The following is a 22,712-nucleotide window of genomic DNA, read 5'->3' as shown; positions in this document are numbered from 1 at the left end:
GCTTGCGAGACGCCTTCAGGCCTTTTGAGCACGGCGCCGACGCATGGCTGTTTGAAGCATGTTGCATGGCGTTCGGCGCATCTTCACGCAACGCCGCGCCAACTGTCGTGTCTGGCGTCCGATCTTCCGATCAGAATTTTTCTTCAGCTTGCCTTCCTGTCTTCGTGCGCGAGTTTCTCTGCGTCGCTGTAGCCGTCGCCACGCGTGCCGCTTTCGAGCAGCACACGCGCCTGCGCTTCGTATTGGGCGAGATCTTCGAGCGTCGCGTTGAGGTCTTCGCGCTGACGTTCCAGCACTTCGCGATGTCGGACCACCGTCGCGAGGAACGCCTGCAACTGCGGTTGGGTGTCCGTCGGAGAATCGTACAGGTCGAGCAGATCGCGAATTTCCGACAACGTGAACCCCAGCCGCTTGCCGCGCAAGGTCAGCCGCAGCCGTGTGCGGTCGCGGCCCGAGTACACGCGGCGCAATCCGCTCGAGCCCTCGCGGCTCGGTGAGAGTAAACCCTGGTCCTCGTAAAAGCGGATCGCGCGCGGCGTCACGTCGAATTCGCGGGCCAGTTCGGTAATCGTGTATTGGGTGTTCATCGTTGGGTCTGGGTCGGCCTGTCCGGTCGGTCCGATCTGTCCGATCGGTTCAGACGGGCCGGGCACAAAAACGGATTGAACGCTAGAATCGACGTTTACGTTATCGTCAACCTGAACAAAGCGCAACCACGCGCATGGCCGCTTCATGTAACCGACCGTGCCGCCGACGAAGGAAACCCCACGATGAATGTTCTCGAACACCAACTCGACTATCCATTCGCGGACCAGATGCCCGCCGCCGGCACGACGCAGGAAGTCGCGCCGGGCGTTTACTGGCTGCGCATGCCGTTGCCGTTCGCGCTGAACCACATCAACCTCTGGCTGCTGCGCGACGAAATCGACGGGCAGAAGGGCTGGACGATCGTCGATTGCGGGATCGCTTCGGACGAGATCAAGGCGAACTGGGAAACGCTATTCGACACGGCGCTCGAAGGCCTGCCCGTGCTGCGCGTGATCGTCACGCATTGTCATCCGGATCACCTCGGGCTCGCGGACTGGCTGTGCGAGGGCGGCGAGAAGAAGCGCTGGAACGTGCGGCTGTGGATCACCCTCGGCGAGTACATGCTGGGCCGCGTGATGGCGGCGGGCGACGGCTCGAACGCGGGCGGCGAGGGCGCGGCGCGGCACTTCGCGCGGCATGGACTGCGCGACGAGGCGTCGCTCGACAAACTGCGCAACCGCAAGAGTTATTACGCGAACCTCGTGCCGGCCGTGCCGGGGCAATACCGGCGCATGCGCGACGGCGATGCGCTGTCGATCGGCGGGCGGACGTGGCGGGTCGTGACGGGCTTCGGTCATTCGCCGGAGCATTGTGCCTTGCACGCGGAAGCGGACGACGTGCTGATTTCCGGCGATATGGTGTTGCCGCGCATTTCGACGAACGTATCGGTATTCGACATCGAGCCGGAAGGCAATCCGCTGGCGCTGTATCTCGGTTCGCTTGGGCGTTATGAAACGATGGCGCCGGATACGCTCGTGCTGCCTTCCCACGGCAAGCCGTTTCGGGGGCTGCATACGCGCATCGGACAGTTGCGCGATCACCATGCGGCGCGGCTCGCGGAAGTGCGTGAAGCGTGCGCCCAGAAACCGTGTAGCGCGGCGGATATCGTTCCCATCATGTTCAGGCGGGAACTCGATATTCATCAGATGACGTTTGCGATGGGCGAAGCGCTCGCGCATTTGCATCTGCTGTGGCTTCAGGGGGAATTGAAGCGGGTGTTGGGGGAGGACGGGGTGATCCGGTTCGAGGGCGAGGTCAGCTAGGCCGTTTGCATCACGCGGTGAGAGTCCGGGCTGGGCATGAATGCGTGCCTTGCAGACACACCTCAGAAGAACTTGGAAATTGCCCGAATCGTCATAAACGCGAAGTAACGCGGGTTGAATTTGATTTTATGGTGAAAAAATTCGGCGCACGCGATGCGCCCGAGCCACTTCACTACCCCAAACAAAAAGCCCGGCCGCATCTCGCAGGCCGGGCTTTTTTCATGGTGTGAAGCGCAATGCCGCTTACTGCACCACCACCGCCCCAAAATTCTGGCGGCCAAACGGGCTCACGTGATACCCGCTCACGTTCGTCCGCGTGATCGCCGCCGCGGTCGGATAACCGAGCGGAATCCACAGCGCGGCATCGTGAATGATCTGCTGCGCAGCTTCATACGCTTTCGTGCGCTTGCCCTGATCCGCCGTCTCCTTGCCTTGCGCGATCAGCTTGTCGAGTTCGGGGTCGCAATACCGCGCGAAGTTGATCCCTGACTTCACCGCATTGCAGCTGAACAGCGGCGACAGATAGTTGTCGGGGTCGCCGTTGTCGCCGGCCCAGCCCATGAACAGCGTGTCGTGCTGTCCCTGCTTGGCCTGCTTGATCAATTCGCCCCATTCGATCACTTTCACCTCGGCCTTCACGCCGATTTTCGCGAAGTCCGCCTGCAGCATTTCCGCCCCGGCCTTCGGATTCGGATTCAGCACGCTGCCGTTCGGCCGTACCCAGATCGTCGTTTCGAAGCCGTTCGGGTAGCCCGCTTCGGCGAGCAGTTTCTTCGCCTTCTCCGCGTCGTACGGCCACGGCTTGACGGCCTTGTCGTAGCTCCAGGTATTCGGCGGATACGGATTGGTGGCAGGCGTTGCCGTGTTGTCGAACACGGCTTTCAGGTACGACGTGCGATCGAACGCCATGTTCAGCGCCGCGCGCACCTTTTGATTATCGAGCGGCTTCTTCTGCGTGTTCAGCGCGACGAACGCCGTCATGAACGCGGGCGTCTGCACGACGGCGAGCGATTTGTCCTGCTTTGCGTCGGCGACATCCTGCGGTTTCGGCGACAGCGCGATCTGGCATTCGCCCGCCTTCACCTTTTGCGCGCGCACGGCGGCATCGGGCGTGATCGCGTAGATCAGACGGTCGATCTTCGGCTTCGCGCCCCAGTACGACGGGTTCACGTCATAGCGGATGATCGAATCCTTCGTGTAGCCCTTCAGCACGAACGGGCCCGTGCCGATAGGCTTCGCGTTCAGGTCGGCCTGTTTGCCCGCCTTCAGCAACTGGTCCGCGTATTCGGCCGAATAGATCGACGCGAAGCCCATCGTCAGGATCGACACGAAGGTCGCGTTCGGCTCGTTCAGTTCGAACTTCACCGTGTTGTCGTCGACCTTCGACACCGCCTTGATCAGCTTCACGAGACCCATCGACTGCGCGTGCGGAAAGCCGCTCGCGCCCGCAACCTTGTGCCACGGGTTGTTGTCGTCGAGCATGCGGCTGAACGTGAAGACGACGTCGTCGGCGTTCAGCGCGCGCGTGGGCTTGAAATAGTCGGTGGTCTGGAACTGCACGTTCGGACGCAGATGGAACGTGTACGTGAGGCCGTCGGTGCTCACATCCCACTTGTCGGCGAGCGACGGCACGACTTTCTTCGCCGCTTCGTCGTACGACACGAGCGAATTGAAAATCACATCCGCCGATGCGTTGGTCGTGACGAGTGAGTTGTACTGGACGACGTCGAAGCCGTCCGGGCTCGATTCCGTGCAAACGGTGAGCGGCTTCGCAACGGCCAGCGCGGGCACGGTGGCGAGGGCCGTCAGCGCCGCGGCGGCGGCAAGCAACTTGAAACGCATAAGATCTCCCGGGATTTCGAATTGTTCGTGGCGGGGCGGCGTCGTGCGTTGGCTGCTCACGACGCGCGCTCCGGGCGGGTGCTTTCACGCAAACTGATTCTGATACGGTTTCGGTGCAGGCGTACGTGACTGCGGTGCTGCGCGTCTCGCCGGCTCTGGCGCAAGCTTATCGAACGCTTTCAGCAGCGACAACAATTGAATCTGCATATCCATATGGCGGCGGATACGCGCTAACGGCTGGCGTAGTCCAGAAGATACGCGATGCCGTCGATCGCGCGCGAGCCGTACCACGACACCTGCTCGCCGTCGATCAGCCCGATCCGTTTGCCCGCGAGGCGTGCATCCTGCGAGAGAGCGTCGCAATGTTGCTGGGTGAAGCGATACGGCTCGCTCGACAGCAGCACGCGGTCGGCCTGAGCGAGCCACGCGGCGTCCAGATCGAACGAAGGATACCGCGCCGCGCCCGTTGCGCCGCCGCGCACATCGGGCAGCGTCTGCCAGTTCACGAGGCGCAGCATCGCCGAGATATAGGTGTCGCGCGCGACGGTCATCCACGGCTCGCGCCAGATTGCGTACAGCACGGTTTGCTGCGGCCATTCGCGCGATGCGCATGCATCCAGTTGCGTCTGAAGCTGGACGCCCAACGCGCGCGCTTCGTCGTCGCGATCGAAAATCGCGCCGAGCAGCGCGTACAGCGCGAAGTTGTCCTCGGGCGTGAAGGGGTGCGTGACGACGACATGCGGCACGAACTCGCGCAACTGTTCGACAGTTTCGCGCTCGTTCTCGTCGATATTCACGATGACATGTGTGGGTTGCAGCGCGCGCACGGCGTCGATCTTCACGGCTTTCGTACCGCCGACTTTTGGCACACGGCGCACCTTGTCGCGCGGATGCACGCAAAAACCCGTGCGCCCGACGATCTGCGCATCCAGCTTCAAGGCAAAGAGAAGTTCGGTGATGCTCGGCACCAGCGACACGATGCGCGCACCGCGTTCCGCTTTCGCGTGCTCGACACCGGCTGCATCGAAGACACGCGTGCGCATGCTCTACTGCGCTGCGCGCGGCTTGCGCGGAGCCTTTTCGAAGACGGCGTCGTACAGCCAGCGAGGCGCGACGTGCAGCAGCATCGACACGAGGCGCATCTGCCACGGGAAGGTCGCAAAGCGTTTTTTGTGCGCGATCGCATCGGCGACTTTTGCGGCGAAGCGGTCCGCATCCATCAGGAAGGGCATCGCGTACGGATTGTGCGCCGTCATCGGGGTGCGGATATAGCCCGGCGCGATCGTCACCACCGACACGCCGAACGGCCGCATCTCGACGCGCAGCGCTTCCAGATACTTCGCCGCCGCCGATTTCGACGCGCTATAGGCGCCCGAACCCGGCAACCCCCGCACTCCGGCGACGCTCGCAATACCGACGAGAGCGCCCTTGCGCGCATCGACCATTGCTTGCGCGAACGGCTCGAAGGTCGCGACCATGCCGAAGTAGTTGACGTCCATCACGTCGCGAAACGTTTGCAGATCGCCGTGGCCCGTGACGGCGCCGCGGCTGATGCCCGCATTCGCGATCACGATGTCGGGGCAGCCGTGCTCGGCGATGAACTGCTGCGCGGCCTGCGCGAGTGCCTCCGCATCCCGGACATCGACGGAATACACGGAGATTGCGTTCTGGGGATGGGACTGCTGGAAGGCGGCGAGCGTGTCGCCCCGACGGGCGACGAGGCCGAGAATCGCGCCGCGCCGCGCATAGTCGGCGGCGAGCGCTTCGCCGATACCGCTGGACGCGCCGGTGATGAAAACCTTCAATGGTGAATTCATGCGGCGCGTGCGAACCGAATTACATCTTCTTGGCGCGAACCTGCGCAACCAGGTAGTCGAGTACCTGGATCGTGCCCGGCAGGCTGTTGGTCTGCGCCGGACCCGTTTCGTACTTGCCCTGCACGGCCAGCGTCGGCACGCCGTCGATCTTGAAGTCTTCGAGCAGTTTCTTGTCGCGCTGGATCGCGCTCTGCGTCGAGAACGAGTTGTACGCGTCCATGAACTTCTTCGGATCGACACCCTTCGTCTTGAGGAATTTGGCCTGGTCTTCCGGCGTCAGCAGATAGTTCTTGTTGACGTGGATTTCGTGGAAGATGTCCGGCGTGAGCTGATTGGCAAGGCCGAGCGCATCCACTGCGTGATAGAGCTTCGAGTGCGGAATGAAGTCGTCGCGGAACGCAACGGGCACGCGCTTGAACACGACGTCCGGGCCCTGCTTCTTGACCCACGCTTCGAGATACGGGTCGAACTCGTTGCAGTGCGGGCAGCCGTACCACATGAACTCGATGACTTCGATCTTGCCGGCAGGTGCTTCGACGGGCTGCGGCGTGGACAGCACCGTGTAGTCCTTGCCGGCGACGGGCGCGGCAGGCGCCGCTTGCACCGCGCTCGCGACGAGACCGATCGAAAGGAAAAGAATGCTGAGCAGTTTTTTCATGTCTTGTGAACCCAATCAGGGAAAGTAACGGTGGCCGGCTGTTGCGCGCCGCGACCGCTACGGATTCGACGGCAGACTGCCGCACCTGAGACTTGCGCCGCGCGCCGAAGGTTCAGCGGCGGCGCATGACAATGCATTACCGAATGTGAATCACTGCTTGGTGAAGCGGATCACGGCCGTATCGACGCCCGCATCCGAAAGACGCTGACGCGTGGTGTTCATGTCCTCGAACTTCGAGAACGGGCCGATACGCACGCGATAGTACGTCACACCACCCGCATCGCGCTGCGTGACCTTCGATTCGAAGCCCTGGAACGCGAGGCGGGCGCGCTGCTGTTCGGCGTCGGCGGACGTCTTGTAGGCGCCGACCTGCAGCAGATAGCCGGTGTTCGCGTCGTTCGCGGCGGGCGGCGCGGCGTTGGCGTTCGGCGTCGAGCCGGCCTTGGGCGGCTGCGTCGGCGCGTTGCTGGCCGTCGTGGCGGGTGCGCTGGTCGGGTTCGGCGCCTTCTTCGGCGGAATGGCTGCCGTGGTCGTGCCGTTGTTGGCACCGTTGTCCTGCGCGGGCTTCGGCGCGACGGCGACGCCGTTGTTCGACGGCGGCACTTCGACGATCTGCGGCTCTTCGAGCATGCCCGACGTCTGCGTCTGGTTCGTGGTCTGGCCCGGCGCGGTGTTGGGCGGCGCGGGTTGCGCAGCTTGCGGCACCGGCTGGCCGGGGGTCTTGCCTTGCAGCGGACGGTTCGGGTCGTATTGCGGCTGGCTTGCGCCGCTATCGGACGCAGCGGGCGGCGCGACCTTCGCAACGAACGGCGTCGGCGCGCGCGTGATGTAGAGCGCCACCACCACCGCGATGGCCAGGCCGACGATCAGGCCCAGCACGATACCGAGAAAAGTGCCCCCGGTTTGTTTCGACTGCTTTGTAGTGCGGCGTGGTTTTGCCATCGTCTAATTCACCTGCAAAAGGAAATCTGGAATGACCGTCGATTATAACGACGGTCATCTTTGTATCGTCCCAATTAAGTTCAATTGAACCGCGCGGAGATTACATTTTTGCGGGTGCCGACACGCCGATCACAGCAAGGCCGTTGGCCAGCACCTGGCGCGTCGCCGCGAGCAGCGCGATGCGCGCGTTGCGCGGCGCTTCGTCGTCGACGAGAACGCGTTCGGCATTGTAGAACGAGTGAAATTCGCCTGCGAGGTCGCGCAGATAGAACGCGACGGCATGCGGCGCAAGCTCGTCGGCGGCATGGGTGAGCATGTCGGGGTATTCGGCGAGCTTCTGCAGCAGGGCCATCGCGCGCTCGCTGTCGAGCGGCGCGAGACTGACGGACGGCAGCACGGCTTCATCGGCGCCGTAGCGCGACTTCCATTCGTTGATCACCGAGCAGATGCGCGCGTGCGCGTACTGCACGTAGTACACCGGGTTCTCGTCGTTCTGCTTGAGCGCGAGATCGACGTCGAACACGAACTCCGTGTCGGCCTTGCGTGAGATCAGGAAGAAGCGCACGGCGTCGCGGCCGCGGCGGATCGTTTCTTCGTCGAGCAGGTCGGGCGAGGCCTCCTGGCCCGGCAGCGCGCCGCCCGACCATTCGATCAGATCGCGCACGGTCACATAGCTGCCCGCGCGCTTCGAGATCTTCACTTCCTGGCCGTCGCGCATCACGGTGACCATCTTGTGCAGCACGTAGTCGGGATAGCCCTTCGGAATGCCGATGCCAAGACCCTGCAGCCCGGCGCGCACGCGCGCGATCGTGCCGTGGTGGTCCGAGCCCTGGATGTTGATGACCTTGGTGAAGCCGCGTTCCCACTTCGTCTCGTGATACGCGACGTCGGGCACGAAGTACGTGTACGTGCCGTCGGACTTGCGCATTACGCGGTCTTTGTCGTCGCCGTCGTCGGTGGTGCGCAGCCACAGCGCGCCTTCCTGCTCGTAGGTTTTGCCGGCCGCGATCAGTTCGCTCACGGTTTTCTCGACGCGGCCTTCCTTGTACAGCGACGATTCGAGGTAGTACTGGTCGAACTTCACGCCGAACGCCTGCAGGTCCATATCCTGCTCATGACGCAGATACGCGACGGCGAAACGGCGAATCGCTTCGAGGTCTTCGACGTCGCCCGCGCCCTTGACGGGTTCGCCGTCGCTGGCAGAGACGGTCTCGCCGTTCAGGTAGTCGCGCGCGATGTCAGCGATGTATTCGCCGTTGTACGCGGCTTCGGGCCAGCCTGCGTCGCCCGGTTTCAGGCCACGGGCGCGCGCCTGCGTCGAGATGGCGAGATTGCCGATCTGCACGCCGGCGTCGTTGTAGTAGAACTCGCGGTGCACGTCGTAGCCTTGCGACGCGAGCACGTTCGACGTCGCATCGCCCAGCGCGGCCTGGCGGCCGTGGCCGACGTGCAGCGGGCCGGTCGGATTGGCCGAAACGAACTCGACCAGCACGCGCTTGCCGGCGTCGCGCTGCGAGCGGCCGAAGGTTTCGCGTTGCTCGAACACGGCGGCGATCACGGCCTGCTTGGAAGCCGCCGACAGACGCAGGTTGATGAAGCCCGGACCCGCCACTTCGGCGCTGTCGACGAGGCCTTTGGCGAGCGGATGCGCGAGCAGCGCATCGACGACCTGCTGCGCGAGCTGGCGCGGGTTCGCGCGCAGCGGCTTGGCGAGCTGCATCGCGACGTTGCACGCGACGTCGCCGTGCGCGGCAACCTTCGGCCGTTCGAGCGTGATGGCGGGCGCGATGAACGCGGCTTCGGATTCACCTTGCGTCGCCTGGGCGACCTGCTTGACCACGTCGGTCAACAGGGTTTCGAGAGTGTGTTTGTGTGCAGGCAGCATGCTTGTTGCGAGTCCAGTGAGGCAGTCCGATGAAGCGGGGCAGCGCCGCGAACGGCGTGATGCAAGGCCGTCGACGGCGTGGAAAGCGCTTGGGCGCCCGATGCGCGGCGCCCGCGTGACGCTGCGGCGGCGCGGCAGGCGGCTAACGTATCGTGGCGCGGGCCGTGGCGACAGTCTGCAACACGCGCAGCCGCGACGCAGCGCAGCGTGCCCGGCCGCACGGCAGCGAGCTTTTTCCGTCAATGTCGGATTTTAGCAGGTGCTAATATGTCCAATGAGATGCCCAGCAAGGGCCGTGGCCGCCAGCCTGCCGCCGGTTGACAGGCGGGCGCGTCAACGGAACCCGTGCGGCCGGTTGTTGCGATGTCGCGAGTGTCCGGCGGCTGGCCGCGCGAGAAGCCAACATAACGAAAAGGGAACCGTCATCATGCTGATTACTTTCAAATGCCGCTCCGCCCCCGATGTGGTGATGCTGGAGAATCTCGCCCAATATTTGCTGGGCATCATCGGCAAGCGGCTCGGCGAACGCGGCGTGATCAATCACGACGAACTGGGCGTGGCGATCTCGAAGCTCGAAGCCGCCATCGTCACCGACAAGCAGGAGCGCGCCGAGCATGAAGGCCACTTCCACGAAGGGGAGGAAGGCCACGAGCACCACGAAATTCCGATTGGTCTCGCGCAACGGTCGTATCCGTTTCTCGACATGCTGCGCGCGGCGCAGAAGGACAATACGGATATCGTCTGGGGCCTGTGAAGCGAGCCGCCAGCGTGCGTTGAGCGGCGCCTGTCCAGGCGCCTCCGTCGGGTTTTATGGCCGCCGCTTTCGTGGTGGCGCAGACCGCGCATGGCGCTCGGTCAGCCCCTTGCGTCGAGCCCAGAAGCACAAAAGCCCGTCGAACGACGGGCTTTTGCTTTTGCAGCGCCGCAAGCCTTACTGACTCGCGCCCTGCGGCGCAGTCGCGGGAGCCGATGCGCCGTTCTTCTTCTTTTTCGGTTTTTTCACATGCTTGACGGTGGGCGGGGAGTACGAGCTCACCGAACTCGATCCGCCCGGCGCCTGAGGCTGGGCCTCGGCGATCGGTGCAATGGCGGCAAGCGATAACGCGGTCAACATCAGCGTCAGCTTCTTCATACGATTTTTCTCCGTTGACGGTTGCAAGTCGTTGAGCCGACGCGTTTTTTTCGGTCGCGTCTGGCAGGTCGGCAAGTAATGCACACTCAGTCTACAAAGCCGAAAATACTCGCTGTGCTTTCAACTGAAAATATTCAGCCTACGGCCAGCGATATAGTCCTGCCGCCCGCCGTCCCCGACTTACAGCAACGGCGCGAGAGCGCGCTGGGCATCCGCCTTCGACAGCGACATGCGCTGCGCGTAGTCCTCCAGTTGATCCTGGCCGATCTTGCCCACCGAGAAATACGTGCTGTCGGGATGCGCGAGGTAGAAGCCGGAGACGCTCGCGGCGGGCAGCATCGCGAGCGATTCCGTCACGCTCATGCCGATTTCGCCCGCTTGCAGGACGTCGAACATGTCGCGCTTGACGAGGTGATCCGGGCAAGCCGGATAGCCCGGCGCGGGGCGGATGCCGCGATACTTCTCGCCGATCAGCTCGTCGTTCGACAGCGTTTCGTTCTGCGCGTAGCCCCACAGATCGCGGCGCACGCGTGCATGCATCGCTTCGGCAAAGGCTTCGGCGAAGCGGTCGGCGAGCGCCTTCAGCATGATCGCGCTGTAGTCGTCGTGATCCTGTTCGAACTGCTTTTCCTTCGTGTCGACGCCGAGACCCGCCGTGACCGCGAACATGCCGATGTAGTCGGCGACGCCCGAGTCCTTCGGCGCGATGAAGTCGGCAAGCGACCGGTTCGGGCGCATCACGCCGTCCACGACGGGACGCACGCTTTGCTGGCGCACGTTGCGCCACGTCATCGCGACTTCGCTGCGTGATTCGTCCGTGTAGATTTCGATGTCGTCGTCGTTGACGGTGTTGGCGGGCAGCAGCGCGATCACGCCATTTGCCGTCAGCCAGCGGCCCTGGATCAGGCGCGCGAGCATCGACTTCGCATCCGAGAACACGCGGCGCGCCGATTCGCCGACAATCTCGTCGTTCAGGATCGCGGGATACGGACCCGCGAGATCCCACGTCTGGAAGAACGGACCCCAGTCGATATAGTTCGCGAGTTCGTTCAGATCGAAGTTCTTGAACACGCGCCGGCCGATGAACTTCGGCTTCACCGGCTGATACCCGCTCCAGTCGATCTTCGTTTTGTTCGCGCGCGCTTCGGCGAGCGTGACGAGCGGCAGCGCCTTCTTGTTCGCATGCTGGTCGCGGATGCGGTCGTAGTCGGACTTCAGTTCGTCGAGATACTTCGTCGCGCCTTCGTCGGACAAGAGGTTCGACGCGACCGACACCGAGCGCGACGCGTCCGGCACATACACGACCGGGCCTTCGTAGTGCGGTGCGATCTTCACGGCCGTGTGCACGCGCGAAGTGGTTGCGCCGCCGATCAGCAGCGGAATCTTCTTCACGCGGAAGTAGTCGTCGCGCTGCATTTCCGAGGCGACGTAGGCCATCTCTTCGAGCGACGGCGTAATCAGACCCGACAGCCCGATGATGTCCGCGCCTTCGACCTTCGCCTTCGCGAGAATCTCGTTGCACGGGACCATCACGCCCATGTTGACCACTTCGAAGTTATTGCACTGAAGCACCACGGACACGATGTTCTTGCCGATGTCGTGCACGTCGCCCTTCACCGTCGCAATGACGATCTTGCCTTTTGCGCGCACGTCGCCGCCGGCTTCGGCAAGCTGGCGCTTCTCTTCTTCGATGAACGGAATCAGGTGAGCGACAGCCTGTTTCATCACGCGCGCCGACTTCACGACTTGCGGCAGGAACATCTTCCCCTGGCCGAACAGATCGCCGACGACGTTCATGCCGTCCATCAGCGGCCCTTCGATCACGTTGATCGGCCGGCCGCCGCCGTCCATGATCTTCGCGCGCGCTTCTTCCGTGTCTTCGACGATGAAGTTCGTGATGCCGTGCACGAGCGCATGCGCGAGACGCTTCTCGACAGGCTGATTGCGCCATTCGAGGTTCTCTTCTTTCTTCGCTGCGCCCGTCTTGAACTTGTCGGCGATTTCGAGCAGACGGTCGGTTCCGTCCTCGCGGCGATTCAACACGACGTCTTCGACGCGCTCGCGCAACTCGGCGTCGAGGTCGGCGTACACGCCAAGCTGGCCCGCGTTGACGATACCCATGTCCATGCCCGCCTGGATTGCATGGTAGAGGAACACGGTATGGATCGCTTCGCGCACCGGGTCATTGCCGCGAAACGAGAACGACACGTTCGACACGCCGCCGCTCACCTTCGCATACGGCAGGTTCTGCTTGATCCAGCGCGTCGCTTCGATGAAGTCGACGGCGTAGTTGTTGTGCTCTTCGATACCCGTCGCAATTGCGAAGATGTTCGGGTCGAAGATGATGTCTTCGGGCGGGAAGCCGACTTCGTTGACGAGAATGTCGTACGAGCGCTTGCAGATTTCCGTCTTGCGCTTGAAGGTGTCCGCCTGGCCTTGCTCGTCGAAGGCCATCACGACGGCCGCCGCGCCGTAGCGGCGAATCAGGTTCGCATGATGGCGGAAGCTCTCTTCGCCTTCCTTCAGCGAGATCGAGTTGACGATCGCCTTGCCTTGCACGCACTTGAGGCCCGCTTCGATCACCTCCCACTTCGACGAGTCGATCATGATCGGCACGCGCGCGATGTCCGGCTCCGACGCGATCAGATTCATGAAGCGCACCATGGCCGCTTTCGAATCGAGCATCGCTTCGTCCATGTTGACGTCGATGACCTGGGCGCCGTTTTCGACCTGCTGGCGCGCGACGGCCAGCGCTTCGTCGAACTGGCCGTTCAGGATCATCCGCGCGAATGCCTTCGAGCCCGTCACGTTGGTGCGCTCACCAACGTTGATGAAGAGCGTCCCCGAAGTGACGTTGAACGGCTCGAGGCCGGAAAGGCGCATCGTGTGATCGGTCATGTTGGTGTGCGTGTTTCGTCAGTGCGTCAATGCTTCGGTGTGCGCGCGCCGTCAAGCGGGCTGTGAATGTGTCAGGCGGCGTCGCGATACTGGCTCGGCCACTTGCGCGGCTTCACGTCGTTCAGCGCTTTCGCGATTGCAGCGATGTGCTCCGGCGTCGTGCCGCAGCAGCCGCCCGCGATGTTCACGAGGCCCGCTTGTGCGAATTCCTTCAGGAGGCCGGAAGTATCCGCAGGCAGTTCGTCGAAGCCCGTGTCGCTCATCGGATTCGGCAAACCGGCGTTCGGATAGCACGACACATACGTGTCGCACAGCTTCGCCAGTTCGGCGATGTACGGGCGCATCAGCGCTGCGCCGAGCGCGCAGTTCAGGCCGAACGTCAGCGGCTTTGCGTGACGCAGCGAGTTCCAGAAAGCCTCGACCGTCTGTCCCGACAGGATGCGGCCCGATGCGTCCGTCACCGTGCCCGAGATCATGATGGGCAGGCGCTCGCCCGTGTCTTCGAACAGTTCGTCGAGTGCGAACAGCGCGGCCTTTGCATTCAGCGTGTCGAAGATCGTTTCGACCAGGAACAGGTCCGCGCCGCCTTCCAGCAGTGCTTTTGCCTGTTCGTAGTACGCCGTGCGCAGTTCGTCGAACGTGACGTTGCGCGCGCCCGGATCGTTGACGTCGGGGGAGATGCTCGCCGTTTTCGGCGTCGGTCCGATTGCGCCCGCGACGAAGCGCGGCTTGTCGGGCGTCGAGTACTTGTCGCATGCGGCGCGCGCGAGCTTCGCCGATTCGCGGTTCATCTCGACGGCGAGATCTTCCATGCCGTAGTCGGCCTGTGCGACGGTCGTCGCGCCGAACGTATTCGTCTCGATGATGTCCGCGCCCGCCGCCAGATACTGCTCGTGAATCTCGCTGATGACCTGCGGCTGGGTGATGGACAGCAGTTCGTTGTTGCCCTTGATGTCGCGCGCGTAGTCCTTGAAGCGCTCGCCACGATAGGCGGCTTCGTCGAGCTTGTAGCGCTGGATCATCGTGCCCATTGCGCCGTCCAGGATCAGGATGCGCGATTCGAGCAACGCGGGCAGGGCCGCGCCGCGTGTGTAGGCGGCGCGCGGGCCGACGGCTGACGGGGCTGACGTGACGGGCTGGTTCATTGTCTGATCGGGCTCGTGCCGGACGGGCCGGCTTTTTTCAGGAAACTCAATATTGTAGCCGCATGGTCGCGGGCGTGCCGCGCGGGACGGACTCGTCCGGGGCGCGGCGGGTGCGGTCAGGCCAGCGCGACGCGCAAATCTGACGCGGGTCGCTGCTTTCGCAACAGTGCGCCCCGGCGTTTCGCGACGCGATATCACACAAAAGCGCCACATTCAGCGCCAGCCGGCCGCATAAAACGAAAAACCCCGCCCGGCGTGGGGCCGGACGGGGTGGATGGGGACGTGTCGCCTGGAGGATGGCGCCTGTCGATCAGTGAAGAATGACCGGCTGGTTCATCAGACTGTCGAATTGACCGAGAAACTCGTCGACTTCGTCGAGCGTCGGTTCGTCTTCAATCAGTTTCTGCACGTGTTCGCGAAAACTGGCTGCCATCGCACCGTCGATGTAAATCTCGCGCTGCGTGTTCTTGTCGACGATCTCATACCCGCCGGATAGCATCGAGACATGGCCGTCTTGCGGCGGGAACTCGACGACACAGTAGTTGGGGCTGTTGTAGATCATTTGCATGGCGACACTCCTTATTTCCGATGGCTCCTGGCCAGTGTTGCAGCGTAGATGGAGCCCTTGGTTTGGAATTCAAGGGGTGGGTCCGGCCTGACGCTTTGAATTCTCCGGACCTATCGGTTAGACCCGTTTTTGCAAAAACGATTCCAGCAAAGCGGTGAAGCGTTGCGACTGTTCGATCGGTGCGAGGTGAGCTGCGTCCAGCAACTCGAACTGCGCGTTCCGGATGGCATTCGCAATTTCGTGTGTAGCAGCAGGTGGCGTGCCTGCGTCGTGGCGTCCAGCCACAGTCAGAGTAGGAAGATCGATTTCGCTCAGTCTACTGCGCACGTCGAAATCGCGCAGCGCAATGCACGCTTGTGCGTAACCTTCAGACGAAGTGTTCTCCAATACCTCCCGAATCGGTTCGACCACCTCCGGATGCGCGTCACGAAAACCCGCCGTGAGCCAGCGTTCCATCGTTGCCCCCGCCAGCGCCGCGACGCCTTCGTTGCGCGCCTTCGCCGCGCGCTGCTCCCATATGGCACGACCGTCGGGCGGCGTGGCGGCGTGCGTGTCGGCGAGCGTCAAGGTTTCGATGCGTGCCGGGTGATCCAGCGCGAACTGTTGCGCAATCATCCCGCCCATCGACATACCGACAATATGCGTTTTCTCAACGCCAAGCGCATCTAGCAGCATGCCCAGATCCTGCGACAAATCTGCAACACCGAAGGGCCTGTCTGATACGGCCGTTTGACCGTGCCCGCGCACGTCGTAGCGCAAGACCGTGTAGTCGTCCCGAAAATAACCGGCGAGCTGATCCCAGATCGACAGATCGCCGCCAAGCTGATGAATGAACGTGAGCCAGGGGCCACCGCCCTCGTTGCTCACGACGTAGCGCGTATCGATGCCATTCACATTGATTTGCATGCAGACTCCATAAGTGATGTCGCAATGAAAGTACGAACGGATCGACAGTTCATTGGATCTGCATGAACCGCCGGCGCGTATCAGCGCGCTTTGTCGTGCGATTCATGCAAACGACGGAAGTTTCTGACGCGCAGCGTTTGTAGTCCCGGTTTGACAGTGTCCTGCATGAAGAAGGACCTGTTTGCGTCAGGGCTTTTCCGGCCCTGCGCCTGGATCGGCGACGGACGGTTGGGAAGGGGCGGGTGGCGTGTCGTCGGACGAAGCGGCGTTGCTGCTGTTCGCCTCCGGCGGCGCGATCTTGCCGCGCCATACAAGTTCGATCTGCGTGCCGTTCGGCTCGGTTTGCACGAGACGCGCAGGCAGCCAGCCGAGCGACGGCGCCAGCCATACGTCGATGCGCCGCCGGTCGCCTTCGTGGCGGGGCAGGCGCATGAAATGGCGCGCATCGATGGTGCCCTGATCGGTGCGCACGCCTTCGTCGCCTATTGTTTCGATGGACCAGATTTCGCCGCTGTCGTTGTCGGTCACGAAGAACTGGCGCGTCACGCCCGGCTGATACGCGTCGGGGTCGCCACGCACCAGACTGGCGAGTTGCATCACCATGCTGAAGCGGTCTTGCGCGCCGTCCTGCAGCGGCAGCGTGTTCGGCGTACGGGTGAAGCCGATCTGTTTCGTGTCGCGATGGAAGGCGGTGATATCTTCGCCGCGCCGGCCGCGCTTTTCGATGTACTGATCAGGCGCGAGGCCGAAGGCATCGACATGCCCATGGCTCGAATAGCTGAACGTGCCTATGAACGGCAAGGGCACCGATACGACCATGTCGTACGAGCGGCCATCGCTCGACCAGTGGATCGTTCCGGGCTGATTGCGCACGCCGTTGTAGAACGTGTCGTATTGCAGTTCGCCCGAGGGCGGCACGGAAAACTTCACGCCCGGCGCAGTGTGCGGCGCGTTGCCTTGACCAGCAGCATCGGCGTTGGAACCGGCGTCTGCCGTTGCGGACGACGCAACATTCGGTGCTGAAGCGGCAGCCGTAGCGTCTGCAGGTGTGCTTGCGGTTTGCGTTGCGGGCGCGGTTTCAAGCGGTTCCGGACGGGGCCGGGTGGCCGTCAGTACATGTTTTCGAGGCGCTCGCGCCACGCGTTTTGGGGTAGCAGGCGCCGCCTTCACGGGCGGCGGCGAACCGGCCGCCTGCGTTTCGATACGCTCGGGCTTGAGCAGCGCGACCTGCACGGGAACATGCTCGGGCGACGCCGGTTTGAAGGTGTCGTGATGCCGTTCGAGCCATTGCGCCGCGATGAAATGCGCGCCGACCACAGCCGCCAGCACGCCCGCCCAACGCCAGCGCGACGAGCGTCGCTGCGCAGCGGCGAGTCGAGCCTGTGTGACGGAACGGAGAGCGGCTGGAGATGACATCGGAAGAGGCAGAATCCTGAAGGCGGAACGCAAGGCTATGCGCGTTTGAACACAATTCGACCGCGCACCGCCGTCATGTGTTCCTCACGCTCATCGAGGCGTCGGACTATACCCGAGTTCATACGACAGCTTCTGCGCGCATTCGCGCAGCGCTGTGTCGACTTCCCCGCCCCACGCGATATCGAACGCGCCCTCGTGACCCAGCGCGATCAATCCGAGTGCGAGATCGCCATTCGAATCGAACACGGGCGTGCAAAACGCGTGAATGGTCGGCAGCAACATGCCTTCGACGCGCGCCGAGCCATGCGCACGCACGTCATCGAGCACGCGTTCGACATCTTCCGGCGTGCGCGGACTGTTGGCGGCGGCCCAACGCCGGGTGTCGGCGAGTTCGCGCGCGATCATCGCAGCCGTCTTGCTGCGCGGCAGATAGGCGGCGAACAGCAGACCCGTCGCCGAACTGAGCATCGGCATCACGTCGCCGAGTTTCAGCGATGCCTTCGCGGGATAGCTCGACTCCATCCAATGCACGACAGTCGGCCCCTGATTGCCCCATACAGCGATGCCGACGGTCAGATCGAGCCGGTCGCGCAATCCGGCAAGCGCGATGCGCGCGAGCTTTACGCCGTCGACGCGCGCGAGCCGCGCCAGCCCTAGCTGCAACGCGAAACCGCCCAATTCGTAGCGGCCCGTCAACGGGTCCTGCGCGACGACGCCCAGGCGCTGGAAACTCACCAGGTAGCGGTGCGCTTTCGCGGGGCTCATGCCCGCGCGCTGCGCGAGATCGCGCAGCATCATCGCGCGTGGCTCGTGTGTGAGCACGTCGAGCAGACGGAACCCGACTTCGATCGACTGGATGCCCGAGCGCAGTTTTTCTTCGCCAGTGTCCTGTTCGTCGGCGGCATCGTCGTCGGCGGGATCGAGCGGTTCGGCGGAATCGGCATCCTTGCGGATCGAACTGGAGCGGGCGGTCGGCGGCATAGGCAGTGGTTGAACGGTGAGCCTTAAAGCGGCGAAAAGCGACGCGGGCTTTGCAATGGACATCGTCTGCTTGAAGCGTCCGTTTGGGCCGCGCCGATTCACCATCGTAGAATAGATTCCTCTTATCGTCATCCACATGCCTTTTCCGCCATGAAACTTGCCTCGCTGAAGGACGGCACGCGCGACGGTCAACTGATCGTCGTTTCCCGTGACCTGCATACGGCCGCCATCGCCGACGCCATCGCGCCGACGATGCAGCGCGTCCTCGACGACTGGATTTTCTACGCGCCGCAACTGCGCGATCTGTACGACGAGCTGAATCAGGGCCGGGCGCGCAACACGTTTTCGTTCGATGCGAAGGAATGCATGGCGCCGCTGCCGCGCGCGTTCCAGTGGGCCGACGGCTCCGCGTATGTGAACCACGTCGAACTGGTGCGCCGCGCGCGCGGCGCGGAAATGCCGCCTGAGTTCTGGACCGATCCGTTGATGTACCAGGGCGGCAGCGACGATTTCATCGGTGCGAAGGACGACATCGTGTGCGCGTCCGAATCGTTCGGCATCGACTTCGAGGCCGAAGTCGCCGTCATCACGGGCGACGTGCCGATGGGCGTGAAGCCCGAGCAGGCGTTGAAAAGCATTCGCCTCGTCACGCTCGTCAACGATGTCTCGCTGCGCAACCTGATTCCCGCCGAGCTCGCCAAGGGCTTCGGCTTTTTCCAGAGCAAGCCGGCGACGTCGTTCGCGCCCGTTGCCGTCACGCTCGACGAACTCGGCGACGCGTGGCGCGAGGGCCGCGTGCATCGTCCGATGATCGTGCATTGGAATAGCAAGAAGGTCGGCCAGCCCGACGCGGGCACCGACATGGTGTTCCATTTCGGCCAGTTGATCGCGCATGCCGCGAAAACACGCAACCTGCGCGCGGGGGCCATTGTTGGATCGGGCACGGTATCGAACAAGGACGCGAAACGCGGCTATTGCTGTATCGCCGAGAAACGCTGCCTCGAAACCATCGAGCACGGCAGCGCACAGACGGAATTCATGAAGTTCGGCGATACCGTGAAGATCGAGATGTTCGACGAAGCCGGCAAGTCGATTTTCGGTTCGATCGATCAGGCTGTCGCGCCGCTCGAAGGCGGGCTTTGATTATGTAGCCGGCGCGAGGCGGCGGGCAAACCGAGAGGGTTTCGCCCGATGCCGGCAGCGCCACGCGCGCCGCTACACTGACGCTCGCGCGAGGCCATCGGGTCTCGCACGCTCGCCCGCGCGAACGACACCACGCGCGGGCAGCAACATGCAACACGCAGCATCGCAGAACGCAGCATCGCAGAACGCACAAAAACCAAAGGAGACAACGCATGCCGCGATACGGGACGTTTGCATCTTCAACTTTGCGCAACCGCGCTCGCAAATTCACTTTCAGGCGGCGCACGACGCTTGCCGCTACGCTTTCCCTGTTACCCGGACTTGCGCTCGCGCAGGTGAAAATCGGTCTCGTGCTGTCGCTGACGGGGCCGGCTGCGTCGCTTGGCATTCCCGCGCGCGATACGGCGACGCTTTTCCCGAAAGAGATTGCCGGGCAGAAAGTCGAATACATCGTGCTCGACGATGCGTCCGATACGACGCAAGCCGTGCAGGACACCAAGAAGCTGATCTCCGAAAATCACGTCGACGCGATCATCGGCTCGTCGATCACGCCGAACTCGCTGGCGATGATCGACGTAGTCGCCGAAGGCGAAACCCCGGCGATTTCACTGGCTTCGTCGGCGAAGATCATCGAGCCTGTCGACGCGAAACGGCACTGGATGTTCAAGACGCCGCAAACGGACGCAATGATGGCATCCGCGATCACCGAGCACGCGAGCCAGCACGGCGTGAAGACCATCGCGTACATCGGCCAGGCAGACGCGCTCGGCGAAACGTTTTACGCCGAGGTCGCGAAATTCGCGCAGATTCACAAGATCAACGTGGTGGCCAACGAGCGTTTCAATCGCACCGATCCGAGCGTCACGGGCCAGATCCTGAAGATCATGGCGGCGAATCCCGATGCCGTCGTCGTGGGCGCAGCGGGAACGCCTGCCGCGCTGCCGCCGAAGACGCTGATCGGACGCGGCTACAAGGGCAAGATCTATCACAACCACGGCGTCGGCAATAACGATTTCCTGCGTGTGTGCGGCGCGGACTGCAACGGCACGTTCCTGCCCGCGAGCCCGGTGCTGGTCGCCTCGCAGCTGCCCGCGGACTACGCTTCCAGGCGCCTCGCGCTCGATTACATCGCGCGCTTCGAGAAGCTGCGCGGGCCGGGCAGCGTGTCGGCGTTCGGCTCGTATGCGTGGGACGCGAGCATGCTGCTGAACAGCGCGATTCCCGTTGCGCTGAAAACGGCCGCGCCCGGCACGGTCGAATTTCGCCGTGCGCTGCGCGATGCGCTCGAAGCGACGAAAGGACTCGCCGATACCAACGGCGTCGTCAACATGAGCGCGACCGATCACCTCGGCCTCGATCAGCGCGCGCGCGTGATGGTCGAGATCAGCAACGGCAAGTGGGTGTATCAGCCGCGTTAGGCAAAGTGGTTCGCGTGGCGCGGCGTCGGCTGCGTTACGCGCATGATGTGGGTATCGACGCCGACGCGTCGCTCTTACGGATGTCTGCCATGTCTCACGAATCGGAATCGCAATCGGTTGAACCCGCGTTTTACGCGCACTACACGTCGCTGCGCGTGCGGCGTCATGCGCACGGCATCCTCGAAATCGTGATGAGCGGCGAAGGCGCGAACCGCAGCGCGCTCGCCACCGCCGATGCGAACATGCATCGCGAACTGGCCGACATCTGGCGCGATGTCGATCGCGACCCGGAGACACGCGTCGCGGTGATCCGCGGCGAGGGCAAGGGCTTTTCGGCGGGCGGCGATCTCGCTCTCGTCGAAGAGATGGCGACCGACTTCGACGTGCGCACGCGCGTGTGGCGCGAGGCGCGCGATCTGGTCTACAACGTGATCAACTGCAGCAAGCCGATCGTCTCGGCCATGCACGGACCGGCCGTGGGCGCGGGGCTCGTCGCCGGATTGCTTGCGGATATTTCGATTGCGACGAAGTCGGCGCGCATCATCGACGGTCATACGCGTCTGGGCGTCGCGGCGGGCGATCATGCGGCGATCGTGTGGCCGTTGTTGTGCGGCATGGCGAAGGCCAAGTACTACCTGATGCTGTGCGAGCCGGTCAGCGGCGAAGAGGCGGAGCGCATCGGCCTCGTCTCGCTGGCCGTCGACGACAACGACCTGCTGCCGAAGACCTTCGAAGTCGCGCGCAAGCTCGCGCAGGGTTCGCAGACGGCGATTCGCTGGACCAAGTATGCGTTGAACAACTGGCTGCGCTCGGCGGGGCCGAGCTTCGATACGTCGCTCGCACTCGAGTTCATGGGTTTCGCGGGACCCGACGTGCGCGAAGGCGTGGCGTCGCTGCGCGAGCGGCGCGCGCCGGATTTCCCGGGCAAGGAGCCGTTCTAGGCGAACGCGTGTGCTTGCGTCAGGCGGACGCAAAAGCGTCATGGCGGCGTGCGCACGATACCCCGCGATTGCGTCTGCGTCTGCGGCTCGACGCGAAAATTTCACGCGGTATGATCGAGCCGTGAATGTCAAACGTCGCTTCGAAGGCTGGATCGAAGGACAATAAGCGAACCACGATAAGCGAACCGCGATAAGCGAACGGCAACAGGCGCCACAGGCCCAGAACCGAACACAGGAGCTCAGCAATGACCGACAATCCCGGCTCGACGCCGCCTTTCCCCGGATTTCCAGGTTTTCCCCCCGCCGAGATGCTGGATCGCATGTGGGGCATGATGCGGCTCACGCCGTTCGGCGCAGCATTCCCGGGCACGAGTCCGGCTTCGGCGCAGGGGTTCGTGCCGTCGCTGTCGATGATGTCCGACATGATGGCGCCGCTCACGAACGTCGAGGAGCTCGACAAGCGCATCACCGACATGCGCGCTGTCGAGCAATGGCTCAAGCTGAATCTGAACATGCTGCAGTCGGCGATCCAGGCGCTCGAAGTGCAGCGCGCGACGCTCGCGACGCTGCGCGCGTTCGGCGCGTTTGCGCAGCAATCGATGACGCAGCCCGCGCCTGAAGCGCCGCCGCGGCACGAGCCGCCGCCCGCGGCGAGTGCGCCGGAAGCGGGTGAAGCAGGCGAGTCGACGGCATCGCCCGCGTTCGATGCGTCCGGCTGGTGGAATCTGCTGCAAGCGCAGTTCAACCAGATCGCGCAGTTCGCGATGGCGCAGCCGCCGGCCACGACGGCGACGGGCGCATCCGAAGCGGGCGCGGGAATCGAACCGAGCGATCTCGAACCCGACGACGCGCCCGAGCCGGACCCGGAAGGCGCCGCGCAGGCGAAATCCGATGACGCGCCGCGTCCCGCCGCGAAGCGTGCGGCCAGCACGAAACGGCCGGGCGCATCGTCCGCCAGGAAGACCTCGTCGACGTCCGAATGAACGCGGGGTGTATGCGATGAAACGGGCGCGCGCGGCCGTGACGGCCAGCGCGCCTCGAACTGCGACGGAATGTCGCCGCGTTAGCGCATTCCTTTGACAGCGTGCGGTCAACGCGTGCCGACGTTGTTTTACGTCAATGCCAAAGCGGGTTTCGACGGTCCGAAAATGGGGCGTGTAAGGGCCGCAT

The 22,712-nt window shown here is 63.4% G+C and carries 20 protein-coding genes; 6 read left to right on the top strand and 14 right to left on the bottom strand.

Features of this window, described 5'->3' with window-relative positions:
• Positions 1–143 precede the first annotated feature (143 nt).
• Entirely contained in the window at positions 144–587 is a 444-nt protein-coding gene (locus KFO72_RS24795; protein ID WP_225033253.1) for a MerR family transcriptional regulator, read from the bottom strand.
• 183 nt (positions 588–770) lie between these two features.
• On the opposite strand from KFO72_RS24795, the gene KFO72_RS24790 reads away from it, so the two are divergent.
• On the top strand, positions 771–1,850 hold the full coding sequence (locus tag KFO72_RS24790; RefSeq protein ID WP_107200773.1) for an MBL fold metallo-hydrolase: 1,080 nt from the start codon (positions 771–773) through the stop codon (positions 1,848–1,850).
• 243 nt (positions 1,851–2,093) lie between these two features.
• On the opposite strand, the gene KFO72_RS24785 is transcribed toward KFO72_RS24790, so the two are convergent.
• From KFO72_RS24785 to argS, 6 genes are all read right to left on the bottom strand, one after another.
• Positions 2,094–3,692, bottom strand: coding sequence for an ABC transporter substrate-binding protein (locus KFO72_RS24785; protein WP_054929568.1), 1,599 nt, complete (start codon positions 3,690–3,692; stop codon positions 2,094–2,096).
• Positions 3,693–3,922: 230 nt separating this feature from the next.
• Positions 3,923–4,735 (bottom strand): helical backbone metal receptor, encoded by an 813-nt coding sequence (locus KFO72_RS24780; protein WP_225033252.1) that lies wholly within the window; start codon positions 4,733–4,735, stop codon positions 3,923–3,925.
• Positions 4,736–4,738: 3 nt separating this feature from the next.
• Entirely contained in the window at positions 4,739–5,509 is a 771-nt protein-coding gene (locus KFO72_RS24775) for an SDR family oxidoreductase (RefSeq protein WP_225033251.1), read from the bottom strand.
• A gap of 19 nt (positions 5,510–5,528) precedes the next feature.
• Entirely contained in the window at positions 5,529–6,167 is a 639-nt protein-coding gene (locus KFO72_RS24770) for a thiol:disulfide interchange protein DsbA/DsbL (RefSeq protein ID WP_042306407.1), read from the bottom strand.
• A 150-nt stretch (positions 6,168–6,317) separates the two neighbouring features.
• Positions 6,318–7,109: an SPOR domain-containing protein gene (locus tag KFO72_RS24765; RefSeq protein ID WP_054929571.1), complete on the bottom strand. Its 792-nt coding sequence runs from the start codon at positions 7,107–7,109 to the stop codon at positions 6,318–6,320.
• A 100-nt stretch (positions 7,110–7,209) separates the two neighbouring features.
• Positions 7,210–8,994, bottom strand: coding sequence for an arginine--tRNA ligase (gene argS / locus KFO72_RS24760; protein ID WP_054929572.1), 1,785 nt, complete (start codon positions 8,992–8,994; stop codon positions 7,210–7,212).
• A gap of 427 nt (positions 8,995–9,421) precedes the next feature.
• On the opposite strand from argS, the gene KFO72_RS24755 reads away from it, so the two are divergent.
• A complete protein-coding gene (locus tag KFO72_RS24755) occupies positions 9,422–9,748 on the top strand; it encodes a DUF1840 domain-containing protein (RefSeq protein WP_035986930.1) in 327 nt (108 codons plus the stop codon).
• 177 nt (positions 9,749–9,925) lie between these two features.
• Here KFO72_RS24755 and KFO72_RS24750 read toward each other — a convergent pair whose 3' ends face one another.
• The 7 genes from KFO72_RS24750 to KFO72_RS24720 form a co-directional block, all read right to left on the bottom strand.
• The gene (locus KFO72_RS24750) at positions 9,926–10,126 is read right to left on the bottom strand and encodes a hypothetical protein (protein WP_054929573.1); all 201 of its coding nucleotides are present in this window, start codon (positions 10,124–10,126) and stop codon (positions 9,926–9,928) included.
• Between the two features lie 180 nt (positions 10,127–10,306).
• Complete coding sequence (metH, locus tag KFO72_RS24745) at positions 10,307–13,024, bottom strand: methionine synthase (protein WP_225033250.1); 2,718 nt, start codon at positions 13,022–13,024, stop codon at positions 10,307–10,309.
• 71 nt (positions 13,025–13,095) lie between these two features.
• Positions 13,096–14,169 (bottom strand): homocysteine S-methyltransferase family protein, encoded by a 1,074-nt coding sequence (locus tag KFO72_RS24740; RefSeq protein WP_054929574.1) that lies wholly within the window; start codon positions 14,167–14,169, stop codon positions 13,096–13,098.
• Positions 14,170–14,479: 310 nt separating this feature from the next.
• Positions 14,480–14,737, bottom strand: coding sequence for a DUF3567 domain-containing protein (locus KFO72_RS24735; protein ID WP_054929575.1), 258 nt, complete (start codon positions 14,735–14,737; stop codon positions 14,480–14,482).
• Between the two features lie 117 nt (positions 14,738–14,854).
• Positions 14,855–15,643, bottom strand: coding sequence for a 3-oxoadipate enol-lactonase (gene pcaD, locus KFO72_RS24730; RefSeq protein WP_060599335.1), 789 nt, complete (start codon positions 15,641–15,643; stop codon positions 14,855–14,857).
• A gap of 186 nt (positions 15,644–15,829) precedes the next feature.
• Complete coding sequence (locus KFO72_RS24725; RefSeq protein WP_225033249.1) at positions 15,830–17,059, bottom strand: DUF3108 domain-containing protein; 1,230 nt, start codon at positions 17,057–17,059, stop codon at positions 15,830–15,832.
• A gap of 90 nt (positions 17,060–17,149) precedes the next feature.
• Entirely contained in the window at positions 17,150–18,040 is an 891-nt protein-coding gene (locus KFO72_RS24720) for an IclR family transcriptional regulator (protein ID WP_224102294.1), read from the bottom strand.
• Between the two features lie 150 nt (positions 18,041–18,190).
• On the opposite strand from KFO72_RS24720, the gene KFO72_RS24715 reads away from it, so the two are divergent.
• The 4 genes from KFO72_RS24715 to KFO72_RS24700 all read left to right on the top strand — a co-directional run bounded on the left by KFO72_RS24715 (position 18,191) and on the right by KFO72_RS24700 (position 22,525).
• Positions 18,191–19,183 (top strand): fumarylacetoacetate hydrolase family protein, encoded by a 993-nt coding sequence (locus KFO72_RS24715; RefSeq protein ID WP_054929579.1) that lies wholly within the window; start codon positions 18,191–18,193, stop codon positions 19,181–19,183.
• A 212-nt stretch (positions 19,184–19,395) separates the two neighbouring features.
• On the top strand, positions 19,396–20,601 hold the full coding sequence (locus KFO72_RS24710; RefSeq protein WP_225033248.1) for an ABC transporter substrate-binding protein: 1,206 nt from the start codon (positions 19,396–19,398) through the stop codon (positions 20,599–20,601).
• Between the two features lie 89 nt (positions 20,602–20,690).
• Positions 20,691–21,542, top strand: coding sequence for an enoyl-CoA hydratase/isomerase family protein (locus tag KFO72_RS24705; protein WP_411716112.1), 852 nt, complete (start codon positions 20,691–20,693; stop codon positions 21,540–21,542).
• 245 nt (positions 21,543–21,787) lie between these two features.
• The gene (locus tag KFO72_RS24700) at positions 21,788–22,525 is read left to right on the top strand and encodes a PhaM family polyhydroxyalkanoate granule multifunctional regulatory protein (protein WP_054929583.1); all 738 of its coding nucleotides are present in this window, start codon (positions 21,788–21,790) and stop codon (positions 22,523–22,525) included.
• The last annotated feature ends 187 nt before the right edge of the window (positions 22,526–22,712 follow it).

It is taken from the genome of Paraburkholderia sp. XV (assembly GCF_020177535.1).
GTDB lineage: Bacteria > Pseudomonadota > Gammaproteobacteria > Burkholderiales > Burkholderiaceae > Paraburkholderia > Paraburkholderia caribensis.
This window is presented reverse-complemented; position numbering and strand designations above follow the sequence as displayed.

Bases quoted from the DNA above. Each gene is read 5' to 3' on its own strand.
- KFO72_RS24715 (WP_054929579.1), top strand. From the start codon at position 18,191: ATGAAACTTGCCTCGCTGAAGGACGGCACGCGCGACGGTCAACTGATC.
- KFO72_RS24780 (WP_225033252.1), bottom strand. From the start codon at position 4,735: ATGCGCACGCGTGTCTTCGATGCAGCCGGTGTCGAGCACGCGAAAGCG.
- KFO72_RS24795 (WP_225033253.1), bottom strand. From the start codon at position 587: ATGAACACCCAATACACGATTACCGAACTGGCCCGCGAATTCGACGTG.
- KFO72_RS24740 (WP_054929574.1), bottom strand. From the start codon at position 14,169: ATGAACCAGCCCGTCACGTCAGCCCCGTCAGCCGTCGGCCCGCGCGCC.
- KFO72_RS24790 (WP_107200773.1), top strand. From the start codon at position 771: ATGAATGTTCTCGAACACCAACTCGACTATCCATTCGCGGACCAGATG.
- KFO72_RS24720 (WP_224102294.1), bottom strand. From the start codon at position 18,040: ATGCCGCCGACCGCCCGCTCCAGTTCGATCCGCAAGGATGCCGATTCC.
- pcaD (WP_060599335.1), bottom strand. From the start codon at position 15,643: ATGCAAATCAATGTGAATGGCATCGATACGCGCTACGTCGTGAGCAAC.
- KFO72_RS24700 (WP_054929583.1), top strand. From the start codon at position 21,788: ATGACCGACAATCCCGGCTCGACGCCGCCTTTCCCCGGATTTCCAGGT.
- KFO72_RS24785 (WP_054929568.1), bottom strand. From the start codon at position 3,692: ATGCGTTTCAAGTTGCTTGCCGCCGCCGCGGCGCTGACGGCCCTCGCC.
- KFO72_RS24755 (WP_035986930.1), top strand. From the start codon at position 9,422: ATGCTGATTACTTTCAAATGCCGCTCCGCCCCCGATGTGGTGATGCTG.
- KFO72_RS24775 (WP_225033251.1), bottom strand. From the start codon at position 5,509: ATGAATTCACCATTGAAGGTTTTCATCACCGGCGCGTCCAGCGGTATC.
- KFO72_RS24770 (WP_042306407.1), bottom strand. From the start codon at position 6,167: ATGAAAAAACTGCTCAGCATTCTTTTCCTTTCGATCGGTCTCGTCGCG.
- KFO72_RS24725 (WP_225033249.1), bottom strand. From the start codon at position 17,059: ATGTCATCTCCAGCCGCTCTCCGTTCCGTCACACAGGCTCGACTCGCC.
- KFO72_RS24705 (WP_411716112.1), top strand. From the start codon at position 20,691: ATGTCTCACGAATCGGAATCGCAATCGGTTGAACCCGCGTTTTACGCG.
- KFO72_RS24710 (WP_225033248.1), top strand. From the start codon at position 19,396: ATGCCGCGATACGGGACGTTTGCATCTTCAACTTTGCGCAACCGCGCT.
- metH (WP_225033250.1), bottom strand. From the start codon at position 13,024: ATGACCGATCACACGATGCGCCTTTCCGGCCTCGAGCCGTTCAACGTC.
- KFO72_RS24750 (WP_054929573.1), bottom strand. From the start codon at position 10,126: ATGAAGAAGCTGACGCTGATGTTGACCGCGTTATCGCTTGCCGCCATT.
- argS (WP_054929572.1), bottom strand. From the start codon at position 8,994: ATGCTGCCTGCACACAAACACACTCTCGAAACCCTGTTGACCGACGTG.
- KFO72_RS24735 (WP_054929575.1), bottom strand. From the start codon at position 14,737: ATGCAAATGATCTACAACAGCCCCAACTACTGTGTCGTCGAGTTCCCG.
- KFO72_RS24765 (WP_054929571.1), bottom strand. From the start codon at position 7,109: ATGGCAAAACCACGCCGCACTACAAAGCAGTCGAAACAAACCGGGGGC.